Origin of the sequence: Novosphingobium sp. SG754 (genome assembly GCF_013149315.1) — a bacterium.
In the GTDB taxonomy this organism is placed as follows: Bacteria; Pseudomonadota; Alphaproteobacteria; order Sphingomonadales; family Sphingomonadaceae; genus Novosphingobium; species Novosphingobium capsulatum.
In genome coordinates this window covers 280097-301735 of the sequence record NZ_JABGCC010000002.1, presented here as the reverse complement: position 1 = coordinate 301735, position 21639 = coordinate 280097, and the positions used below count along the sequence as shown (strand labels likewise).

18 protein-coding genes are annotated in these 21639 nt (G+C 65.4%); 11 read left to right on the top strand and 7 right to left on the bottom strand.

The genetic code is table 11. The features are described from left to right. Positions 1-7: 7 nt before the first annotated feature. Positions 8-880 (top strand): MBL fold metallo-hydrolase, encoded by an 873-nt coding sequence (locus FHW97_RS05945; protein ID WP_171798372.1) that lies wholly within the window; start codon positions 8-10, stop codon positions 878-880. 18 nt (positions 881-898) lie between these two features. On the opposite strand, the gene FHW97_RS05940 is transcribed toward FHW97_RS05945, so the two are convergent. Further along, positions 899-1987: an MBL fold metallo-hydrolase gene (locus tag FHW97_RS05940; RefSeq protein ID WP_171798371.1), complete on the bottom strand. Its 1089-nt coding sequence runs from the start codon at positions 1985-1987 to the stop codon at positions 899-901. A 138-nt stretch (positions 1988-2125) separates the two neighbouring features. Then, positions 2126-2695: a MarR family winged helix-turn-helix transcriptional regulator gene (locus FHW97_RS05935; protein ID WP_171798370.1), complete on the bottom strand. Its 570-nt coding sequence runs from the start codon at positions 2693-2695 to the stop codon at positions 2126-2128. A gap of 151 nt (positions 2696-2846) precedes the next feature. On the opposite strand from FHW97_RS05935, the gene FHW97_RS05930 reads away from it, so the two are divergent. The 6 genes from FHW97_RS05930 (at position 2847) to FHW97_RS05905 (ending at position 11827) form a co-directional block, all read left to right on the top strand. Continuing rightward, the gene (locus tag FHW97_RS05930; RefSeq protein ID WP_054131201.1) at positions 2847-3344 is read left to right on the top strand and encodes a DUF3237 family protein; all 498 of its coding nucleotides are present in this window, start codon (positions 2847-2849) and stop codon (positions 3342-3344) included. Beyond that, positions 3344-5017: a CocE/NonD family hydrolase gene (locus FHW97_RS05925; protein ID WP_171798369.1), complete on the top strand. Its 1674-nt coding sequence runs from the start codon at positions 3344-3346 to the stop codon at positions 5015-5017. Before FHW97_RS05930 ends, FHW97_RS05925 begins: the two co-directional genes overlap by 1 nt. Before the next feature lie 3 nt (positions 5018-5020). Next, on the top strand, positions 5021-5515 hold the full coding sequence (locus FHW97_RS05920; RefSeq protein ID WP_171798368.1) for a DUF3237 domain-containing protein: 495 nt from the start codon (positions 5021-5023) through the stop codon (positions 5513-5515). A 92-nt stretch (positions 5516-5607) separates the two neighbouring features. Continuing rightward, the gene (locus FHW97_RS05915) at positions 5608-8547 is read left to right on the top strand and encodes a TonB-dependent receptor domain-containing protein (protein WP_171798367.1); all 2940 of its coding nucleotides are present in this window, start codon (positions 5608-5610) and stop codon (positions 8545-8547) included. Positions 8548-8624: 77 nt separating this feature from the next. Further along, on the top strand, positions 8625-10217 hold the full coding sequence (locus FHW97_RS05910) for a carboxylesterase/lipase family protein (protein ID WP_171798366.1): 1593 nt from the start codon (positions 8625-8627) through the stop codon (positions 10215-10217). Next, the gene (locus FHW97_RS05905) at positions 10214-11827 is read left to right on the top strand and encodes a tannase/feruloyl esterase family alpha/beta hydrolase (RefSeq protein ID WP_171798365.1); all 1614 of its coding nucleotides are present in this window, start codon (positions 10214-10216) and stop codon (positions 11825-11827) included. Before FHW97_RS05910 ends, FHW97_RS05905 begins: the two co-directional genes overlap by 4 nt. Here FHW97_RS05905 and FHW97_RS05900 read toward each other — a convergent pair. The 4 genes from FHW97_RS05900 to FHW97_RS05885 all read right to left on the bottom strand — a co-directional run bounded on the left by FHW97_RS05900 (position 11809) and on the right by FHW97_RS05885 (position 15336). Continuing rightward, complete coding sequence (locus FHW97_RS05900) at positions 11809-12207, bottom strand: nuclear transport factor 2 family protein (protein WP_171798364.1); 399 nt, start codon at positions 12205-12207, stop codon at positions 11809-11811. The genes FHW97_RS05905 and FHW97_RS05900 overlap by 19 nt on opposite strands. Further along, on the bottom strand, positions 12204-12602 hold the full coding sequence (locus FHW97_RS05895) for a nuclear transport factor 2 family protein (protein WP_171798363.1): 399 nt from the start codon (positions 12600-12602) through the stop codon (positions 12204-12206). The genes FHW97_RS05900 and FHW97_RS05895 overlap by 4 nt, the downstream gene beginning before the upstream one ends. Next, complete coding sequence (locus FHW97_RS05890) at positions 12599-13984, bottom strand: MFS transporter (protein ID WP_107718392.1); 1386 nt, start codon at positions 13982-13984, stop codon at positions 12599-12601. The genes FHW97_RS05895 and FHW97_RS05890 overlap by 4 nt, the downstream gene beginning before the upstream one ends. A 173-nt stretch (positions 13985-14157) precedes the next feature. After that, positions 14158-15336: a diguanylate cyclase gene (locus FHW97_RS05885; protein ID WP_171798362.1), complete on the bottom strand. Its 1179-nt coding sequence runs from the start codon at positions 15334-15336 to the stop codon at positions 14158-14160. A gap of 200 nt (positions 15337-15536) precedes the next feature. Between FHW97_RS05885 and FHW97_RS05880 the strand changes: the two genes are divergently transcribed. Beyond that, a complete protein-coding gene (locus tag FHW97_RS05880; RefSeq protein ID WP_171798361.1) occupies positions 15537-16394 on the top strand; it encodes a Ku protein in 858 nt (285 codons plus the stop codon). Between the two features lie 4 nt (positions 16395-16398). Next, complete coding sequence (gene ligD / locus FHW97_RS05875; protein ID WP_171798360.1) at positions 16399-18912, top strand: DNA ligase D; 2514 nt, start codon at positions 16399-16401, stop codon at positions 18910-18912. A 44-nt stretch (positions 18913-18956) separates the two neighbouring features. Here ligD and FHW97_RS05870 read toward each other — a convergent pair whose 3' ends face one another. Then, positions 18957-19898, bottom strand: a complete 942-nt coding sequence (locus tag FHW97_RS05870) for a GlxA family transcriptional regulator (protein WP_028657931.1) — start codon at positions 19896-19898, stop codon at positions 18957-18959. 125 nt (positions 19899-20023) lie between these two features. On the opposite strand from FHW97_RS05870, the gene FHW97_RS05865 reads away from it, so the two are divergent. Then, entirely contained in the window at positions 20024-20824 is an 801-nt protein-coding gene (locus FHW97_RS05865) for an SDR family oxidoreductase (RefSeq protein ID WP_171798359.1), read from the top strand. Positions 20825-20864: 40 nt separating this feature from the next. Continuing rightward, positions 20865-21629, top strand: a complete 765-nt coding sequence (locus tag FHW97_RS05860) for an SDR family oxidoreductase (protein WP_022676597.1) — start codon at positions 20865-20867, stop codon at positions 21627-21629. Positions 21630-21639: the final 10 nt, after the last annotated feature.

Sequence of the window (21639 nt, the reverse complement as noted above, 5' to 3'; positions counted from 1 at the left end):
GGAAATGATGGCACAGCCCTTTATCCAGGCGTTCTTCGACGAACCGACCAACACGATCAGCTACCTGGTTGCAGACCCGGCTACGCGCACAGCGGCGGTGATCGACCCCGTGCTCGACTTCGACATGGCTGGCGGAATCGCCGACACGCGCTCGGCCGCGCAGATCCTGGCCTTCGCCCAGGCGCATGATTGGCGGATCGCCATGGTGCTGGAAACGCACGCCCACGCTGATCATCTGTCGGCGGCACCGTTCATCAAGGCGCATACCGGCGCCTGGACCGGGATCGGGGCGCATATTCGCGACGTGCAGACGATCTTTCGCCCCGTGTTCGCCATGGACGATCTTAAGACCGACGGTTCGGATTTCGATCGGCTGTTCGCGGATGGTGACCGCTTTGCCATCGGGGAACTGGAGGTTGCGGTGCTGCATGTGCCCGGCCACACGCCGGCCGACGTGGCCTATCGCATTGGCGATGCAGCATTCGTGGGCGATACGCTGTTCATGCCCGACTATGGCACCGCACGCGCCGATTTCCCGGGCGGAGACGCCCGCACGCTCTATCGCTCAATCCGCCGTCTGCTGGCCCTGCCCGATGCGACGCGGCTGTTCCTGTGCCACGATTACAAGGCGCCCGGCCGGCAAGACTATCGCTGGGAAACGACCGTGGGCGAACAGCACCGATCCAGCATCCACGTTCACGACGGCGTGAGCGAGGACGATTTCGTCGCCATGCGGGAGCAGCGTGACGCCGGGCTGTCGGTCCCCAAGCTGCTACTCCCCTCGATTCAGGTCAATATTCGGGCCGGCCAATTCCAACCGGCCGACGCGAACGGCGTTACGTATCTGCGCATCCCGGTGAAATGGCAGAAGCGTGGGTAATTCGCCGGTGGAAACCGATCAAAGCGCAACTTTGGTCAGGTCTGCACCCACGATGATCCGCCCTTTGAAAACGCTGCGAATTTCAGCGACGTCCGACGGATCGGTGACGCCAATATGCGTGAGGACCAGGGTCTTTACTCCTGCCGCTGCGGCCAGCTTGCCCACTTCCAGCGGCGAGAGATGTTCGCGGTCCATATGCGGTCGCACAAACGGCGGCACCGCCGCACGATCAGCGTGCGAGGCCATTTCCGAAACCAGAACGTCGGCGCCTTTGGCCAGCGTCGCCACTGCTTGAGAGGGACCGGTATCGCCGGTGAACACGATCGAGTGCCCCTTTGCGTCAAAGCGCAAAGAATATGACTTGTTGACCGCCGCCGGGCTTCCGTCAGGAAAGTCAAAGTGCGTGTTGACCACGGCCGACACGCGCACGTTGCCATCGTCGAAGATGGTGCCCGCCCCATATTCATGGGCCACCACGAACTCTGCGGGGGTGTGTTTCAATCCCTGCTCAGCCATGCGGATGCGAGCGTTGGGAACCATGACCTGGGCTACACCCCCGACCAAATCGACGGTGCCAGCCGGGCCATAGACATCAAGACGTGGCGCGCGCAGCGTATAGCTGAAAGATGCCAGCCCTGGCAGCCCGGCATAGTGATCATCGTGCAAGTGGGTGAGGAAAACGATCGGCGCTGCAGGAGCCTGCATTCCTGCCTTGCCCAGTTGATGCACCACTCCTTCGCCCGCATCGACGAGATAATTCCGGCTGCCAATCGTCAGCAGCGTGGCAATGCCAGCGCGATCCGCGCGCGCCAGGGGGCCGCCTGCCGTCCCGAGCAGCAACAGCCCATCTGGCGCTTGCGCGGGGGCGGTGCTGGCCGCCGCCGCTGTTGCCGGCTTGGTGGAGGCAACAGCGCTGCCCGCCATCGCCGCGCAAACCACGACCGCGAGAGTTTTGGCCAGAATTACCTTGCGCATCATTCTGTTCCTTGCGCTGGCAAGCCGCGTCGTAGCGCGCCGCAGCTCAGCGTTCTGAATGTATTGGAGCATTGGGAGAACGTAGCGACGCTCGGACTCATACCTGCCGGAATGACGGATAATCGCCCGCATGCATCCTCTCCTGCACCGCCTTATCGGCCCGCGATACGGCAGCGCGCTATCAGCCAGAAATACATTTTACCTCTGATGCCATTGGATAGGCCTATGGCCAGGTCGAAACGACCGCATGAAACCGCGATGTCGCTGGCTTCACGCCTTCAGCGCATCCGGGTTTGACAGCACAATCCGGCGCATCACCGTGCGCAGTGCGGTGTCGAGTTGGGCGCGGTCTTCGCTCGACAGGTCTTCCAGCCATTCCTCGTACATATGGGTGCGTTCTTCACGCACCATGGCGTAGATCGCCTTTCCTTCCGGCGTCAGCGAGATCAGGCTGCTCTTGCGGTTGCGCGGGTTGGGATCGCGCTGGATCAGCTTGCGCGACTCGAGCGCGGCAACCGCGCGGCTCACCTCGGAACGATCAACAAATGCCGCCTCGGCAATTTCGGCGGCGCTGCATTGCTTCATCAGTTCGACGTGGGAGATGACGCGCCATTCCGCCAGCGACATGGCCGCGCGGTCGCGCACGTGTTGCGAGGTGACGCGGTCGATCATCTTGGCCAGCAGCAGGACCCGATAGGGCAGATGGCTCAGCCCGAACAGCTGCCAGCGCCGCTCTGACGCGGCCAGCATCGCGTGCCCGTCACTCTGGCCCGGCACGAGGGAACTGTCATCCGCGACGCGCGCGTGGCTGGGATTTTCACTGGCGCTGTCCGTGTCCATGCCCATCGCCATAGCCAAAAGAATGCCCCTTGTCATGCCAGACTTGTGGATGTATCAACATCTGACATAGTGAGAAATCAACAACTCGCAAAACTATTCAGGAGAGGATCGCTTGGCCGAATCCCACCCCCCTGCGCCGGCACACCCCCCGGTGTCGGCGCACCCCCTTGCGTCCGACCATCCGTTCGCGCCGCGCTGCGAATTTGCCTTTACCATCTCGATCGATCTCGCCGGTCTGCGCTGGATCGAACCCTCCGCCATTGGCGATACCCGCGCGGCGATCTATGCGGCCAAGGGCACGATCGAGGGGCCACGCCTCAACGGCCGGGTGATCCCGATGTCGGGTGGCGATTTCCCGTTGCAGCGCCCCAACGGCGTGATCGATTTCGATGCGCGCTACTTGCTCGAAGCCGATGATGGCGCGGTGATCTATATGCAGAACCGCGGTTATCGCTGGGCGCGCAGCCCCGAAATAGCGGCGCGCATGGCTCGCAACGAGGACGTGGGCACCGACGATTACTACATGCGCGTGGCACCCCGGTTCGAAGCGCCCGAGGGGCCTCATGCCTGGATGAGCCAGCACGTGTTCATCGGCGTGGCGGAAAAGATCCCCAACGCCAACCGCATTCACTACTTCGTGGTGCTGTGATGGTTGCGCCCGCGTTCGCCCCGCTCATGCGCCCCGGCAAGGATCCCCATAGCGCGCCGGGCAAGCCGCCCCTGCCGCCGCGCGACCATGCGATAGAGCATGATGCCGGGCTGGTGATCGAACGCAACGTGGCGATCCCACTGCGCGATGGCGTGCGCATCTATGCAGACATCTATCGCCCGGCAGGAACGGCGGGCCTGGCAGACCTGCCCTGCCTGCTGTCTTGGAGCCCTTATGGCAAGCACGCCCGCAGCAACCGGGTGTTCTGGCCCCATTCCGGCGTCGATCCCGCCTGGCTTTCACCGCTGACGCCGTTCGAAGGCGCCGATCCCCTCGCCTGGTGCCCACGCGGCTATGCCGTGGCAGTAGTCGATCCGCGGGGCGCCTGGCTTTCCGAAGGGGATTTCCACCACAATGGCGCGGTAGAGGCGCAGGACTGCGCCGATACCATCGCCTGGCTGGCAGAGCAGCCCTGGTCCAACGGCAAGATCGGGATGACCGGGGTCTCCTATCTCGCCGCGATCCAGTTCTGGGTTGCGGCGCTGGCCCCGCCCGCGCTGGCAGCGATCAATCCGTGGGAAGGCTTTACCGACTGGTATCGCGAATTCGCCTATCACGGCGGCATTCTCGAAACCGGGTTCCTGCCCCGCGCGTCGGACAACATCGCCTATTCGCTGGGCCAAACCGAAGACACCTGGGCCAATGCCCAGGCCCACCCGCTCCACGATGCGTTCTGGCAGGGCAAGGAAATCGACCTCGGCGCGATCCGCACCCCTGCCTGGGTCGTGGCAAGCTGGTCGGACCAGGGGCTGCACACCCGTGGCACGCTCGAAGCGTTCAAGGCCATGGCCAGCCCGCAAAAATGGCTGACCGTGCATGGTCAAAAGAAGTGGGCCAACTATTACCGGCCCGAGAGTCAGGCCGGGCGCGAAGCGTTCTTCGATCACTTCCTGCTTGGCCGCGCAACCAGCCTGGCGGCCTGGCCGCGCGTGCGCATCGAAGTGCGCGATCGCCACGATATTGCCGAGTGGCGCGACGAGGCCGAATGGCCGCTGGCCCGCATCGAGCCGACGCCGCTGTGGCTAGGCACCGACGGTGGACTGCACCTGGCCGCACCGCAAGAGGCAGGCAAAACGGCCTATGACGCACAAACCGGCAGCGCCGTGTTCGAGCACCGCTTTGCCCAGGATACCGAGATCACCGGCCATGCCGCCTTGCGCCTGCGGGTGGAGGCCGAGGGCGCCGACGACATGGACCTGTTCGTTGCCCTGCAAAAGCATGATGCCACCGGCGCGCCTGTGGGGCAGACCTTCTACGCCTTTTTCGAAGACGGGCCGGTTGCCCTGGGCTGGTTGCGCGCCAGCCATCGCGCCACCGATCCACAGCGCAGCACCCCGCTACAGCCGTTTCATCCGCATACGGCCGAGCAGCGCCTGTGCCCCGGTGAAATCGTGCCGGTCGATATCGAGATCTGGCCGTCGTCCACCCGCTTTGCCGCCGGGGAAAGCCTGCGCCTGGTGATCCAGGGGCGTGACATTCCCGACAAAGGCCTGCCCGGCCTGCCTTTTGCCCGGCACGAGCAGACCCGCAATGCCGGGCGCCACGTGCTGCACCTGGGCGCGGCACACCCATCGCACCTGCTGCTGCCGGTTGTTCCGGCCAGGGAGGACTAGGTCATGGACCACGCCGACGATCTTGCGCTGCATGCCGAGCACGCCTTCGATATCCGCATCAATTTCGACAAGCGCTGGGTCTGGCCGATTTCGGGCGGAGCCAGCGCCGGCTACACCTCGGTCGGCGCAGACTGCATCGTGTCGGGGCCACGGCTCAACGGCCGGCTGGTCGATTTCAGCGGCGCCGATTGGCCGATCGTGCGCGCCGACGGCGTGGTTGAATTGAACGCCCACTACATGATCGAGGCCGATGACGGCGCCCATATCTACATCCACAACCGTGGCTATGTGCACGGACCGCTGCGGCTTCCCGGCATGGCCGAGGATGCACCACCGATCCCGCGCTATTTCCGCTGCACGCCCTATTTCCGCGCGCCGACCGGGCCGCACGAATGGCTCAACCGCAGCGTGCTGGTTGGGGTCGGCGCGCGGCGGCCGCACGTGTCGCCCAGCGATCCGCCCGACCATTCGCTGTTTCGCTATTACCTCGTGCGGTGATCCAGGCGCCCAGCCACCACCCCCCGCACGAATTCCATCATCAGAACCATAAACCCCGAACCTGCAATCGGGGAACGAGAGAGGACGCCATCATGAAGGGTAAGACTGCCAACGCTTCCGCCCGCCACGCCAGGCTGCTCGCCAGTGCCGCGCTTGGCCTTGCCGCGCTCCCATCATGCGCCGCGGCGCAAGAGGCCCCCGCCGCAACGCCGGCCCCCTCCGCCGATCTGCCCGCTGATCAGCCCGCTGGGGCCGAACGCGCCGAAGAGCAGGCGATCATCGTCACCGGTTCGCGCCTTGCCAACTCCTCGTTTAACGCGCCCACGCCGGTTACCACGCTGGGCACCGAGCGGCTGCAAAAGATGGGCTCGACCAACATTGGCGAAGCCCTGGCCACGCTGCCCTCGTTCCGCGCATCGTCCTCGCCATCGAATTCGACCGTGGGGTCCAATATCAGCCCGGTCAATGCGGGCGCCCGCATCGCCGATCTGCGCGGTCTTGGCCAAAGCCGCACGCTGGTGCTGGTCGACAGCCGGCGCTTTGCCCCCAGCACGTCCACCGGCACGGTCGATCTCAACCTGATCCCCACGCTGCTGATCGAACGCGCCGATATCGTCACCGGCGGCGCCTCTGCCGCCTATGGCTCCGACGCGGTTTCGGGGGTGATCAACATCATCCTCAACAAGCATCTCGAAGGGGTGCGCAGCAATTTCGAATATGGTGTGACCGATCGCGGCGATGGCAACAACTACGTGGCCCAGATCGCCGCTGGTACCAGCTTTGCCGACGGCCGCGGCCACGCCGTGTTCGGCGCGGAATATGACAAGGATCTGGGCGTGGGCGGATGCTACACCCGCACCAACTGCTCGAACGAGGTGGGCAATCTGACCCAGACCGCTGGTGTCAACGGGCGGCCGGCCAACAACATTGCCTATAACGTGCACACCGCCACGCTCACGCCGGGCGGGTTGATCACCGGCGTCGTCAATGCTGCCGGCACGCGCTCGGCCGCGCGCGGTGGACCGCTCGGCGGTTTGCAGTTCGATGCCAATGGCAACCCCGTGCCATTCTCCTATGGCCAGAACGCCGGGGCCTTGTTCATGGAGGGCGGCACAGGTGCCGGCCTCAACAGCTTCTTCGGCGATCCCGCGCTGTCGATCCCGGTCACGCGCTACAACGCGTTCGGCCATTTCGAATACGAAGCCTCGCCCGCTTTCACGGGCTTCATCGACATGAGCTATGGCCATGTCGCCGGATATACCAGCGGGCCCGAAGTGCGCGATGGCGGTTTCCCTGGCAACGGCAGCCTGATCAGGATCGACAATCCGTTCCTGCCCAACGCGATCAAGCAGACGATGCAGGCCAACGGGATTACCGGCCTCGTCATCGGCAAGCTCGGCACCGATTTCGGGCAGATGGACAGTGTGTCCAAGCGCGACACCTTCCGCATCGTCACCGGCGCCAACGGCAAGCTCGGTGGCACCTGGGCATGGGATGGCTATGTCCAGTATGGCGTGACCGATTATACCCAGTCCACGGTCAACGATCGCATCACGGCCAACTATGCCAAGGCGATCGATGCCGTGGCCGATCCCGTCACGGGCAAGCCGATCTGCCGCGTCGCCCTCACCGATCCCAACACGGCGTGCCGGCCGCTCGATATCCTGGGCCAGGGGCAGTTCTCGCCCGAGGCCAAGGCCTATGCCTTTGGCACGACCTATCAGCACACGCGGTTCAGCCAGTGGGCGGGCGCCGGAAACGTGCATGGCACGCTGTTCGAAGGCTGGGCCGGGCCGATGACGCTCGCCACCGGGGTGGAAGCGCGGCGCGATCAGCTGTCGATCACCGTCGACCCGATCTCGGCCGCCAATGGCTTTTACGTCTACAACGCCACGCCCACGCGCGGCCACGTCAACGTGATCGAGGGCTATGTCGAAGCGGGCTTGCCGCTGCTCAAGGACAGCCCGCTCGGCCGCAGCCTTGATCTGAACGGCGCGATCCGCCGCACGCATTACAACACCGCCAACCTGACAGTATCCAACAGCTTCAACGCCACCACGTGGAAGATCGGTGGCACCTATGCGCCGATCGATGGGGTGCTGCTGCGGGTGACGGAATCGCAGGATATCCGCGCGCCCAACACGGCCGAACTGTTCACCACCCCGGTCACGGGCGTGGGCGCGCTGTCCGATACCAAGACCGGCTCGCAAGTTTTCGCCACGATCTACACCGGCGGCAACATCAACCTGCGCCCGGAAAAGGCCCGCACTTTCACCACCGGGATCACGCTGCAACCCGGCGGAGCGCTGCGCGGGCTGCGGCTTTCAGCGGATTACTACAAGATCAGCATCCGCGACGCGATCGCCACGCTGGGCGCGCAGGTCATCGTCAATACCTGCAACACCACTGGCGCCGCCGATATCTGTGGCTTGGTGACACGCAATTCCAGCGGTATTCTCCAGTCGGTGTCGGTGCTCTATCTCAATCTCAACCGCCAGGATCTCAAAGGACTGGATTTCGAAGCCAGCTATCACACCAACCTGGGCGCGGATTCGTCGCTCGATCTGCGCGGCCTCGCCACGCACACCATCAAGCTGACCAACAGCGCGGTGCTGATGCCGGGCACGACCACGCCGGTCAACCGGGCTGGCGACAACGGCCTCAACGGGGTGCCATCCTGGGTGGTTGACGGGTTCGCCTCGCTGACGCTGCGCCGCCTGACGCTCAACCTGCAGGGGCATTTCATCTCGGGCGGCAAATACGATGCGTCGCTGATCGGGCCGGAAGACCCAGGCTATAGCGTCAATCTGGTCAACAGCATCAACATCAACCGCGTGCCATCACGGTTTTACACCAATATCGGCGCCAGTATCGATCTAATCAAAAACGGGCCGCGCACGCTCCAGGTCTATGGCAACGTCACCAATCTGTTCGATGTGATGCCGCCGCCCTTGTGGAACGGCAACAACAACTCGGTCTATTACGACGTGATCGGCCGGCGCTACCGCGTGGGCGTACGCTACAACTTCTGACCGACCCTGCCGATCGTGGCAAATGGAGGCCGGCCAGCGAGCGGGCTTCCACCAGCCCTGTTTACGGAGTGCCTGCCATGGCTGACAACGCCGCGCTAACCACCCCTGTCAACCGGCGGACCGTGCTGGGCGCCACGCTTGCCGCCGGCGGCGCACTGTGCCTGGCCCCGGGCAGCCGTGCTGCAGAGGGCGGCGTGGTGCGCACTACCAGCGGGCTGGTGCGCGGATCGATCGAGCAGGGCGTGCATGTCTTTCGCAGCTTGCCCTATGGCGCCGACACGGGTGGCGCGCGACGGTTCCTGCCGCCCGTGCCGCCACCACGCTGGTCCGGGGTGCGCGACGCGCTGGCGTTCGGCGATCGCTGCCCGCAGCTTGCTCCACCCGGCGCCCCTGCCGAAACAGGCGCGCGGCAAAGCGAAAACTGCCTGGTCCTCAATGTCTGGACGCCGGGCGTGAACGATGGACAGCGCCGCCCGGTGATGGTGTGGATCCATGGCGGCGGCTTTGCACTGGGTGCCGGCGATGCGCCGGTCAACGATGGGCTGCGGCTGTGTCAGCGCCGCGATGTGGTAGTGGTCTCGGTCAATCACCGCCTCAATGCGTTTGGCTACCTCCATTTCGGGGATCTCGCCAAGTCCGGCACGGCGGTATCGAATGTCGGCCAGCTCGATCTTGTCGCCGCGCTGCGCTGGGTGCGCGCCAATATCGCCGCGTTCGGTGGCGATCCTGGCCGGGTCACGATCTTCGGGCAATCAGGCGGGGGATCAAAGGTGGCGGCGCTGCTGGCGATGCCAGCGGCACGCGGCCTGTTTCAGCGCGCGATCCTGCAAAGCGGGTTTGGCACCTATACCATCGCGCCCGATGACGCGGAACGCCAGACCCGTGCGATCATGGCCGCGCTCGGCCTGGCGCCAACCGCGCTCGATGCCTTGCGCCAGGTGCCGGCGAAACGCCTGCTCGATGCCATCGCCCAGGTAACTGGCGGTGACCCCACCCGCGGGCCGGGCGTGGTGGCCGATGGCACCGTCGTGCCCCACACCCCCTTTGGCCCCGGCGCACCGCCGGTGGCGCCCGATGTTCCCCTGCTTGTCGGCCATACTGCCACGGAAACCACCGGGTTGTTTCCCCCGCCCAGCGCTTTCACGCTCGATTGGCCGGGCTTGCCGGCCATGCTTCCCGCCAGCGTCCACGACGCGGCAGGCCTGATCGCCGGCTTTCGCGCGCTTCATCCCGGCGCCAGCGCAAGTGACGCCTATTTCGCCATCACGACCGAGCTTGGCATGGGCCGCAATGCCCGCATCGCCGCCGATCGCCATGCCGCGCTCGGCCGCGCGCCGGTCTTTGCCTATCTGCTCGATTGGCCGGTCAAGCCGCAGGGTGGCCGCATGCGCAGCCCGCACGGCCTCGATCTGCCGCTGGTGTTCGATACCCTGGCGCGCGCACCCGGCGCGATCGGCCCCGATTTTGCCGCTGCGCAACCGCTTGCCGACACCATGAGCGCGGCATGGACGCGCTTTGCCCGCCATGGCGATCCCAACGGTGCGGGTGTTCCGCATTGGCCCGCCTATCGGCTGCCCCAGCGGGAAACCATGGTCTTCGCGGCATTATCGGGCGCGCGCGCCGATCCGCTGGGCGCCGAACAGGCGCTGATCGCACGGTACGCCGCATGATGCGCGGCCTTGCACTCGCATTCGGTCTCTTGCTGGGCATGCTCTGCACCGCCACGGCCAACGCTGCCCCCGCTGCCCCCGCTGCCCCGCTGCTCGCTCTGCCGGAAAGAGCCGCGCAGGCACCCGTGCTTCCCTGCGCCGCGCTGGTCACGCCCATAACCGCGCGAGCCGGCCCGATCGCCTATCGCGTGATCAGTGCCAGCGAACAAAATGCCACCTGCATCGTCACCGGCTATGCCGCGCCACAAACCCAGTTCGTCTTGCGCCTGCCGCTGGCGGGCTATCGCAGCCGCTATCTTCAGGGCGGATGCGGCGGCATGTGTGGCGTGATCGGCAACACCATCGTGCCGTCATGCAGCAACGCCCATCTCGCCGACGGTGGCTTTGCCGTCGCCTTTGACAACGGCGGCCATTTCGGGGCCGGTATCGGTGATGCCACCTGGGCCAGTGATCCGGAATTGCGGATGCAGTTTGCCCACAAGGCAACCCACGCCACGGCGATGGCCGCCAAGGCAATCGTCACACGGTTTTACGGCAGCGCGCCCACGGCCAGCTATTTCGTCGGCTGCTCGGGCGGCGGACGCGAGGCCTTGATGGACGCGCAACGCTACCCCGACGATTTCGACGGCATTGTTGCCGGTTCCTCGGTCTCCATGCCTGCAGCAATGCAACTGTTCCTGTGGGAAGCGCAGCACGGGCTCGACGCGGCCGGGCATGAGGTCTTCACCCCCGCCGCAGTCGCCCTGCTCCACCAGGCGGTGATCACCGACTGTGACGCGCTGGACGGCATTCGCGATGGCCAGATCGACGATCCGCGCCGCTGCCATTTCGATCCGGCTACGCTGCATTGCCCTGACAAGGACGGCAGCGATTGCCTCAACACGGCCCAAGTCGATGCCGCGCGGGCCTATTACCAGGGGCCAACTGCGCCCGATGGTACGGCGTTGTTTCCAGGTGGCGCGCCTTATGGCAGCGAACTGGGCTGGGTCGGTCCGGGCGCTGCCACGCAGACCGGCAAGTTTGCCGCCGAAGCGTTTCTTTCGCGGCTGCTGCTGCCAGATGCACTGCCGGAAAACTTCACCTGGCGCGATTGGCGCTTCACCCGTGCCAGCCTCGCCCGGCTGCTTACCGCCGGGGCGCCGTTCGATGCCACCGATCCTGATCTCACCCACTTTCGCGCCCATGGCGGCAAGCTGATCCTGTGGCAGGGCCTGGCCGACAATGCCGCCGGCGCGCGCGGCATGCTTGATTACTATCAGGCCGTGCGCGACACCATGGGCGGCCTTGCCACCACGCGCGCGTTCGCCCGGCTGTTCCTGGTGCCCGGCGGCTATCACTGCCAGGGCGGCTATGTGCCCTATGAGCAGGATTTCCTGGGGGCGATGGTGCAATGGGTCGAACAAGGGAATGTGCCCGATGCAGTGCCGGCGGTGGCGCGCCTCGCCGATGGTGCGCTGCGCGAACGGCCGCTTTATGCCTATCCCACAGTCACGCGCTATCTGGGAGGTGACGTCAACCGTGCGGGCTCATTCGCGCCGGCCGCGCCCAGCACCGAACCGGCCGATGGCTTTCCCTGGCCGGGCAGCAAGGCTCACGCCACGGGGCGATAAGCCCGCTTGAGCACCGCCGCGCGAATGCGGGTGTAATGCAGCCCGGCAAAATCATAGAATACCAGGCTGTTGAGATAGCGCCGATCACCGCGCCGCATCGGCCCGGCAGCAAATTCCGGCAGGTCGGTCAGCGCCAGGAATTCGGATTCCAGCTCTGCCGCCAGCACCTGGCCATCGTGAAAGCATTGCCGCACGGTGATGGTGCGCTGGGTCTGCTGCTTGATCGGGCGATAGAACGCCACGATCGCCTCGCGGCCCACCAACTGGGTGCCGTTGCCGATCACCAGCCGCACATCGGGCGCATAGAAATCGCACAAGGCATCATAATCGCTGCGGTTGAACGCATCGATATAGGCGGCAAGGCGGGCCTCGGGCGTCATGCTGTGCCCCTGCCAAAGCGCGCCGATCGCACGCGGACAAAGTGTCCGTCTTCAATATCATAGATCACGAAGTTAACGCTCTCCCGGCGATCGCCCGCGCGCATGGCGCCGGTCGGCATCTCGGGCCAGTCGCGACGCGCTACCAGGCTCGTGCGCAGTTCGGCAGCAATCCGGCTGCCGTCCGGCGCGCCGACAAACGTCAACAGGTCCAGCGTTTCATCAAGGTGCGCTTTCACAGTGCGATAGAAATCAAGCACCGCCGCGCGCCCCACCACCTGGGCAGCCTGGCCGGCAAAGACCACGTCCGGCGCATAATAGGCGCCGAAGCCGTCAAAATCGTTGCGGTTGAACGCGGCGATATAGCCCTCGAACCAGGCACGCAGATCCGCGCTCATGCCGCCGGCTCCGCCACGAAATAGTCCTGGCGCAGGGTGCGCGCGGCCAGCAGGAACATGGCCGCAGCGACAAAGAACACGCACACCGACGCCATCAGTGCGGACCGCAACCCGCTGGCCGAGGCCACCGCGCAGGCCTGGTGCGCGGCATCAAGCGCCCCCATACCGGGCCGCGCAGCAGGGCACCGCGCGAGATAATCGGCCGCGCCATAGGCTCGCGTGGCAAACCAGTCGCTCATCCAGCCCACGAACGTGGGGCCACCGCCATAGCCAACCAGGGTATAGAACATGCCGAACACCGCCGCCCCGGTGGCGCGCATGCGCGGCTCCAGCAGGTTCTGGATCATGCCCGTTGTCGGGCCGTAATACAGCAGCAGGAAGCAGCCCGAGATGATCAACAGCACCGTGCCGGTAACCGGCGAGGCGGCATTGAGCGCAATCCAATAGGAGAACGGCGCGATGAGCAGGCCGATCGCCGCGCCCCAGGCCGGCCAGCGTCCATCACCCCGCCGCGCCAGCCAGTCGGTGCCGAACGACCCGATCAGCAGCCCGCTGCCCAGCGCCAGTGCCGAAATCGTGCCATAGAGCGTGCCGGCCGTGCGCGCCGGCAGATCATAGGCACGGCTGAGGAACACGGCCAGGAACTGCGAGATCGAACTCATCCCAAAACCCGCCAGCGCGCCGCCGGCGATCACGTAGACCAGCGCCGGCTTGCGCCCCACCACCTTGAGGAACGCGCGAAAATCGGGCGCCGGGCGCGGCGTTGCGCCAAGGCCATCGGCCAGCCCGCGGCGCGGTTCGCGCAGCAGCAGCACGACGAGCAGGCCTATCAGCAGCCCCGGCAGGCCCATCACCACGAATGCGGTGCGCCAGCCCCACAGCCCCGCCACCGCGCCGCCCGCCGAAGCGCCGATAAACGTACCGATCGGAGACCCGAGGAGGATCAGCCCCATGACCGACGCGCGCCGCTGCCGGGGAAAGAGATCGCCAACGAGCGACGAGGTCGCCGGCTGCGATCCTGCCTCGCCCATGCCCACGCCAATGCGGCACAGCATCATCTGGACAAAGCTGCCGGCCGCGGCACAGGCCATCGTCATGCCCGACCAGAACACGATGGCGGCGGTGATGATGCCCAGGCGCGATCGGCGTTCCGCAAGCCGGCCGATCGGCACGCCGAGCAGCGCATAGAGCACTGCGAACGACAAGCCCTGGAGAATGCCAAGCTGAAAATCGCTGAGCGCCAGGTCGCTCTTGATCGCCTGCGCGGTGACAGCAAAGACCGAACGGTCGGCGAAGTTGAACGTCGCCACCAGGAAACTCATGGCGATGAAAGTGCGGCCATATCCTGGCGACAACAGCCGCTCGTCTTCATCGTTGCGCATCGCTCTCCTCCGCCCGGCATCGCGCCGCGCTTGTCTCGTGCTGCGCCGCTGCCATGGCAGTCTTGCGCCTTCACCGCCGTTGTGGAGGAAGGTTGGTGATTAATCAATACATATCTGGCGCTGGTCTGGCATGCGGCCCAGAACCACGCTGCAAGCCCGATTGAACCGAGGGATCAGGCCACTGCCATGGCCGGTTGCACCAGCGCGACCAGCGCGGGTTCCAAGCGATTGCGGCCCAGAGTCTTGGCGGCATAAAGCGCGCGGTCGGCCAGGCCGAGCAAGGTTGCCACATCGCGGCCGGTGTTGCCCAGTTCGGCCAGCCCCACGCTCACCGTCGCGCTGACAGCGACGCCGCTGCGGCACAGCACGGCGCTGTCGGCAAAGCGGTCGATCACCGCCTGGCCAACGCGACGCGCGCCCTGGCCGTCGTACCCGGGCAGCATGATGGCAAATTCCTCCCCGCCGATGCGCGCCAGCAGGGCATGCGGGCCCACCACATCGCGCAGGATCAGGGCAAAGGATTTCAGCACCTTGTCACCCGTCGCGTGGCCAAAGCGATCGTTGATCGACTTGAAATGATCGATATCGAAGGCCAGCAGCGCCAGGTCGCCGGGCGCGGCCGCGATCAGCTCGGCGCCTTCGCTGAAAAACCAGCGGCGGTTGCCCAGTTCGGTGAGGTGATCGGTCGTGGCCAGGCGCACCAGGCCGGCATCGGCCTCTTCACGCACCAGTGCCAGCATCACCATCGGCAGCACGACTGAATACAGTACGCCGGTATAGAGCGTCACCGTGCTCGACAGTTCGATGGCACCCTGGCCAAAGCGCGCCACTACACCCGGCAGTACGAGTGCCCGCGCGGCATAAACCACACCGTGGAACCCGGTCACAGCGATCAACACATTGCGCGAGCGCAGCGTGCGCAACGGTGGGCTGCGCCATGCCTCCCAGGTAGTGGCAAGACACACGATCGCGATCGGCACCGCCGCGGCATAGAGCCAGGTCCACACCGCCCACTGCGCCCCGCCCCAGGCCCATAGCGCAGCCATACCGCCCAGCAGCAGCGCCGACTTGCCCCGGTGCCGCCGCCCATCGAGAGCCGCCACCGCATCAAGCACGACCATATAGCCGCACAGCATGACGAGGTTGCTCAACACCGCGCCAGTAATTCCGGGAATGTGCGAGCGCGTCGTCGCGATCACGCAGCCGGTGGCCAGCACGGCATAGCCGGCCGCGCAGGTTCCCAGGAACCGCCGGCGCGCAGGCTGCGCGTTGCGTTCCCACAGGGTCATCCCGGCGCTGGCGACCAGCGTGACGACGATGAACAGATAGATCGTGAAAAGCGTGTTCGTCATCGTCGGATGTCGGCGTCCTGGTCGGCTCTGCCAGACACTGCACGGGATATGAAAAATTTATCGTTAACCTTGGAGCGGCCCAGAAAATTTAGTGGCGCGCCTTTTTGAGTGGCTCGCCGGCATGCCGGCATCAATCTTGACATAGGTTCATCGGGGGAACTCCTGCCACGCCCGGCGCTTCTGCTAGGCGGAGGTACACCATGCCCGCACGCGCCTATTGGCAAGGACAGATCCGGCTCGCGCTCGTCTCCATTCCGGTGGAGGTTTATCCTGCCACGCGCTCTGGCGCGGCGATTAGCTTTCACCAGATCCACGAGCCGTCGGGCAAGCGCATCCGCTATGAAAAGGTGGCGCCCGGGGTGGGGCCGGTAGACCGCGATGAAATCATTCGCGGCTATGAGGTATCCAAGGACGAATATGTTCTGCTCGACGACGAGGAGATCGCGGCGGCGCAGGTGGAAAGCCGCAAGACGCTAGAACTGGTACAGTTCGTCGAGCCATCCGAGATCGACGTGCTCTATTACGAAAAACCCTATTTCGTGGTGCCGGCCGACGACCTTGCCGAAGAAGCCTATGGCGTGCTGCGCGATGCCCTGCGGCAAACCAGGCGCGTAGGGCTTGGCCAGTTGTCGGTGCGCGGGCGCGAGCAACTGGTGTCGCTTAAACCATGCGGGCGCGGGCTGGTGCTGGAGGTGCTCCGCTATGCCGACGAGGTTCACCGCGCGCAGGGCTATTTCAAGGACATCCCCGAGACGGAACCGTCAGAGGATCTGATCAACCTTGCCACAACGCTGATCGAAAAGAAGACCGCACCGTTCAAGCCTGCCGAATTCCACGATCGCTATGTCGATGCGCTGCACCGGCTGATCGAGAAGAAGCGCAAGGCGGGCACGGGCAAGCGCATTCTCGAAGATGCCGAAGACGATTCCGGTGGCAATGGCAGCAATGTGATCGACCTGATGGCCGCCCTGAAGAAATCGGTGGGAGAGGACAAGCCCGCGCGAAAAACCGCGAAAAACCCGGCCCGCAAGCCTGCCGCCCGTCGCAAGAAGGCATAGTCTCGTGGCCCGCGCCGATCCCCTTGCGCCCTATAACGCCAAGCGCGATTTCACCCGCACGGCCGAGCCAAAGGGCGTGGAAGAGCCCAGCGAGCACGGCCACCTCTTCGTCGTGCAAAAGCATGATGCCACCCGCCTGCATTGGGATTTCCGGCTGGAAGTCGATGGCGTGCTGAAAAGCTGGGCGGTGACGCGTGGCCCCAGCCTCAACCCCGATGACAAGCGCCTGGCCGTGCGCACCGAAGACCATCCCATGTCCTATGCGCGGTTCGAAGGCAGCATACCCAAGGGCGAGTATGGCGGCGGCACGGTGATGCTGTGGGACCAGGGGCGCTGGGAACCAGTCGAAGGCAAGAGCGCCAAGGACCTGGAAAAGGGCCACCTGCATTTCCGCTTGTTTGGTGAGCGCATGAACGGCGAGTGGCTGCTCGTGCGGATGAAGCCGCGCGGCAAGGAAAAGCGGGAGAACTGGCTGCTGCGCAAAGTGGCGGATGATCATGCCGGCAGCAGCGAACACCTGGTGGAGCGCGGGCTGACCAGTGTTCTGACTGGCCGCTCCATGGCCCAGATCGCTGCCGACAAGCAGGGCAGCCAGTCCTTGGCCGGCAAGCAAGGCAAGCGCTTTGCCGAGGCGATGGAGCATGCGGCCCGCCACAATGCCACGGCCGCGGCAAAGCCCAAACGCCGCGCAAAACGCCAAACTGCCGCCCGCCTGCCCGCGTTCGAGCCGGTGCAGCTTGCCACGCTGGTCGATGCCGTGCCCACCGGCAACGACTGGATGCACGAAATCAAGTTCGACGGATACCGCCTGCTCGCCGCGGTCAAGGGTGCCGAGGTAAAGCTGCTGACCCGCACCGGGCTGGACTGGACCGAACGGTTTCAGCCGCTGGCCGACGCCCTGGCCGCGCTCGACCTTCCGCCCGCGCTGATCGATGGCGAAGCCGTGGCACTCGACGCGCAGGGCAATCCCAGCTTCTCAACGCTGCAGGCCGCTCTCAAGTCGGGCCATAGCGCAAAGCTGGCCTATTTCGCCTTCGATCTGCTGCGTCTGGCGGGCGATGATCTCAAGCCGCTGCCCAATATCGAGCGCAAGGAACGCCTCGAAGCGCTGATGGCACAGGCGCAGCCACCGCTCCATGTTGCCCAGCATGTCATCGGCGCCGGCGAAAAACTGTTCGGTGCGATGTGCCAGGCCGGGCAGGAAGGCATCATCGCCAAGCGGGTGGATGCGCCTTATCGCGGAGACCGCACCCGCCAGTGGGTCAAGGTAAAATGCACGCTGCGACAGGAGTTTGTCGTGCTGGGCTGGACGAAAAGCCCGGCGCGGGCGCGGCCGTTCGGCGCCCTGCTGCTGGGCCAGATGGAAAACGGCGCGCTGGTCTACAAAGGCAAGGTTGGCACGGGCTTCGATGCCAAGACGCTGCAGGCACTGGCCGAAGTGATGGCACCGCTGGCGCAGGGCAAGTCCGAGGCGCTGGTCCCTGCTGCCGAGGCACGCGGCGCGCAGTGGATCAAGCCCAAGCTGGTGGCCGAAATCGCGTTTGCCCAGTTCACCGCCGACGGCCGCGTGCGCCATGCCAGCTTTGTCGGGCTGCGGCAGGATAAAAAGGCCAAGAATGTGACGCCCGAACGCCCTGCCCCCCTTGCCGCACCAACTGCCCCGGTAAAGATCTCGCATCCCGATCGGGTCCTGTTCCCCGAAAGCGGGCAGACCAAAGGCGATCTGGCGCACTATTACGAGGCCATCGCGCCGCTGATGCTGCCTTTTGCCGCCAACCGCCCGCTCAGCCTGGTGCGCTGTCCGCAAGGGCGGGCCAAGGCGTGCTTTTTCCAGAAGCATGACAGCGGCTCGTTCGGCGACGATGTCCACCATGTGCCCATCACCGAAAAGGACGGTGGAACAGAGGATTACCTCTACGTTACCGATAGCGCCGGACTTCTTTCCTGCGTGCAGATGGGCTCGATCGAATTTCACGGCTGGGGTGCCCGCGCGCAGGCGGTGGAACAGCCCGACCGGATGATCTTCGATCTCGATCCCGACGAGGGCCTCGACTTCGCACAAGTGCGCCGCGCTGCCCACGATATCGCCGGTCATCTGTCCGACATCGGCCTGGTCAGCTTTGCCATGCTGTCGGGCGGCAAGGGCGTACACGTGGTGGTACCGCTTACGCCCGGCCACGATTGGGACACGCACAAGGACTTTGCCCGCCGCTTTGCCGAGGCCTTGGCGCTGGCCGCGCCGGAGCGCTTCACCGCCACCATGAGCAAGGCCAAGCGCAAGGGCCGGATCTTCATCGACTGGCTGCGCAACCAGCGCGGCAGCACGGCAGTATTGCCTTACTCTGCTCGCGCCCGCGAAGGGGCATCGGTTGCCGTGCCGATTACCTGGGACGAGCTGGATGGCATGGACAATGCCCATCCCTTCTCGATCGCCGATGCCGAGAGGCTGATCGACCGCGCCGCGCAGCCCGCCTTGCGCGGCTGGGGCTTTGCGGGGCAAGCGCTTCCCGAAATCTGACCGCCGCTGGTGTCGGCCGGGCTGTAGGGTTCGGGCGCGAACGGTTAAGCGGCCTTGGCCAGCCGGCGCACTGTCTGCGGGGGCTGGCCATATTGCCGCATGAACGCCTCCCGCATGCGCCGAATGTCGACGAACCCACATTCGCGCGCCACCTGGTCCATTGGGTGGCGGGTTTCCTCGATCATCAACCGGGCGGCTTCCAGCCTGATCTGCTCGACCGCCTTGGCCGGTGTCTGCCCGGTTTCGGCGCGGAAGGCGCGGGCAAACTGGCGGGGCGAGAGGGCGGCAATCTCGGCCAGTTCCTCTACGGTCAGCGGATTGGCCAGGTGCGCCCGCGCAAAGATCACGGCCTTCTGGATACGGTCGCTGCTCGGCGCCAGTTCGAGCAGTTCGGAATGCTGCGACTGGCCGCCGGCACGGCGGTGGTGCATCACCAGGCGGCGGGCGATCGCGCCAGCCACATCGCGCCCCAGATCCTTTTCGATCAGGGCAATAGCCAGGTCGAGGCCGGCGGTAAGCCCGGCCGAGGTCCACACCGACCCTTCGTTGATGAAGATGCGGTCGTCCTCGACCCGCACCTTGGGAAAGTCTTCGCGCATCTGGCGGGCAAAGGCCCAGTGGGTGGTGGCGCGGCGACCGTCGAGCAGGCCGATCTGCCCGAGCAGGAACGCCCCCGTGCACAGGCCAGCCACGCGGCGCGCCTCGCGCGCCATGGTGCGCAGGGTTTCCAGCGTTGCCTCGTCCTGGCGCGGCGGTGGTACCAGCCCCGCCAGCAGCAACAGGGTATCAACCGGCCCGACCTGCGCCAACGGCACCGTAGGAACGGCAAACCCGCTGGACGACAAGACCTCCCCGCCCGCGACCGAGGCGATCGACAAGGTATAGTACGGTTCTTCCTGCACGACATTGGCCAATTCAAAGGCGGCCTGCACCCCCAGCGCAAGGAACTGGAAGCCTGGGGTCAACACCATGGAAACGTGCGGCATGTGGCCTCCACAAGCTATGTCTGAAAAACGTAGTTTCTACGTCATATCAGACATAGGCCGTCTGGTCCATAAGGTCCTTGTCACGAGCGATGACGCTCGCACCGACAAGCACAAGGACCACGACCATGACCGCCACCAGCAAGGGAACCGCTCTCATCACCGGCGCATCGACCGGTATCGGCGCGATCTATGCCGACCGTCTCGCTGCGCGGGGATATGACCTCATCCTCGTCGCCCGCAACCGCGACAAGCTGCAGCAACTGGCCGCGCAGATCTCGGACAAGACCGGCCGCTCGGTCGAAGTGCTCGCCGCCGACCTGGGCGACAGCGCCGACCTCGCCCGCGTCGAAAAGGTTCTGCGTGAAGATGCCAGCGTCACGGCGCTGGTCAACAACGCCGGGATCGGCACGCACACCGCGCTGCTGGAAAGCGACGTCGACAAGATGACCGCCATGGTCCAGCTCAACGTTACTGCGCTGATGCGGCTGACTTATGCGGCGGTGCCAGGGTTCGTGGCACGCGGCGGCGGCACCGTGATCAACATCGCCTCGATCGTCGCGGTGGCCCCGGAACTGCTCAATGGGGTCTATGGCGGCACCAAGGCGTTCGTGCAGGCTTTCACCACGTCGCTGAACCATGAACTGGCTGACAAGGGCATCCGCGCCCAGTCCGTGCTGCCTGGCGCCACCCGCACCGATTTCTGGGCCCTCGGCGGGTTGCCGGTAGAGCATCTGCCCACCGAGATCGTGATGGACGCGCAAGACATGGTCGACGCCGCGCTCGCCGGGCTCGACCAGGGCGAAACCAGCACCATCCCTGCGCTGCGCGACGTGGCGCTGTGGCACGCCTTCGAGGCCGCCCGCGCCGCCCTCGGCCCCCAGCTCTCTGCTACCCATTCCGCGCTGCGCTTCCACGCCGCGGCCTGATCGCTCTTCCCCCTCCCCTCCCGGAAACGGAACTACCCTCATGAAACTCACCGGCAACACCATCTTCATCACTGGCGGCACCAGCGGCATTGGCCGTGGTCTGGCCGAAGCGCTCCACAAGCTGGGCAACAAGGTCATCATCTCGGGGCGGCGCACCGCGTTGCTGGAAGAGGTGACGGCAGCCAATCCCGGCATGGCGTCGGTACAGCTCGACGTCACCAAGCTCGATAGCATCCAGCGCGCAGCGCGGGACGTGATCGCGCGCTACCCCGATCTCAATGTCGTGTTCAACAACGCGGGCTTCATGCCATTCGACGACGTCTCCGGCCCGGTTGACGACGACCTCGCGCAGGAATTGATCACCACCAACCTGCTGGGACCGATCCGCGTGACTTCGGCCCTGATCGAACACCTCAAGACCAAGCCCGAAGCGACCGTGCTCTACACCAGCAGCGTGCTGGCCTATGTGCCGATCGCCAGCAACGCGATCTATTCCGCAACCAAGGCAGCCCTGCATTCCTACGCGCTGTCGCAGCGGTTCCAGCTGCGCGACACATCGGTGCGCGTGCAGGAAATCGCCCCGCCGTGGGTCGATACCGACCTCATCTACAAGAGCGGCGATCCCCGCGCGATGCCGCTGCCCGATTTCATCGAGCAGACCCTGGTGGCGCTGGCAACCGACGCGCCCGAGGTGATCGTCGAAGGCATCCGCGCCATGCGCGACAACCCCGGAGCCGGCGAGCATGCCCTGTTCGACGCCTTCAACCAGAGCCTTGTCGAAAACCCCATTCCCACCGGCGCATGAGCGCCAGCGG

Bases quoted from the DNA above. Each gene is read 5' to 3' on its own strand.
- FHW97_RS05945 (WP_171798372.1), top strand. From the start codon at position 8: ATGGCACAGCCCTTTATCCAGGCGTTCTTCGACGAACCGACCAACACG.
- FHW97_RS05940 (WP_171798371.1), bottom strand. From the start codon at position 1,987: ATGCGGGCGATTATCCGTCATTCCGGCAGGTATGAGTCCGAGCGTCGC.
- FHW97_RS05935 (WP_171798370.1), bottom strand. From the start codon at position 2,695: ATGGACACGGACAGCGCCAGTGAAAATCCCAGCCACGCGCGCGTCGCG.
- FHW97_RS05925 (WP_171798369.1), top strand. From the start codon at position 3,344: ATGGTTGCGCCCGCGTTCGCCCCGCTCATGCGCCCCGGCAAGGATCCC.
- FHW97_RS05920 (WP_171798368.1), top strand. From the start codon at position 5,021: ATGGACCACGCCGACGATCTTGCGCTGCATGCCGAGCACGCCTTCGAT.
- FHW97_RS05915 (WP_171798367.1), top strand. From the start codon at position 5,608: ATGAAGGGTAAGACTGCCAACGCTTCCGCCCGCCACGCCAGGCTGCTC.
- FHW97_RS05910 (WP_171798366.1), top strand. From the start codon at position 8,625: ATGGCTGACAACGCCGCGCTAACCACCCCTGTCAACCGGCGGACCGTG.
- FHW97_RS05905 (WP_171798365.1), top strand. From the start codon at position 10,214: ATGATGCGCGGCCTTGCACTCGCATTCGGTCTCTTGCTGGGCATGCTC.
- FHW97_RS05900 (WP_171798364.1), bottom strand. From the start codon at position 12,207: ATGACGCCCGAGGCCCGCCTTGCCGCCTATATCGATGCGTTCAACCGC.
- FHW97_RS05895 (WP_171798363.1), bottom strand. From the start codon at position 12,602: ATGAGCGCGGATCTGCGTGCCTGGTTCGAGGGCTATATCGCCGCGTTC.
- FHW97_RS05890 (WP_107718392.1), bottom strand. From the start codon at position 13,984: ATGCGCAACGATGAAGACGAGCGGCTGTTGTCGCCAGGATATGGCCGC.
- FHW97_RS05885 (WP_171798362.1), bottom strand. From the start codon at position 15,336: ATGACGAACACGCTTTTCACGATCTATCTGTTCATCGTCGTCACGCTG.
- FHW97_RS05880 (WP_171798361.1), top strand. From the start codon at position 15,537: ATGCCCGCACGCGCCTATTGGCAAGGACAGATCCGGCTCGCGCTCGTC.
- FHW97_RS05870 (WP_028657931.1), bottom strand. From the start codon at position 19,898: ATGCCGCACGTTTCCATGGTGTTGACCCCAGGCTTCCAGTTCCTTGCG.
- FHW97_RS05865 (WP_171798359.1), top strand. From the start codon at position 20,024: ATGACCGCCACCAGCAAGGGAACCGCTCTCATCACCGGCGCATCGACC.
- FHW97_RS05860 (WP_022676597.1), top strand. From the start codon at position 20,865: ATGAAACTCACCGGCAACACCATCTTCATCACTGGCGGCACCAGCGGC.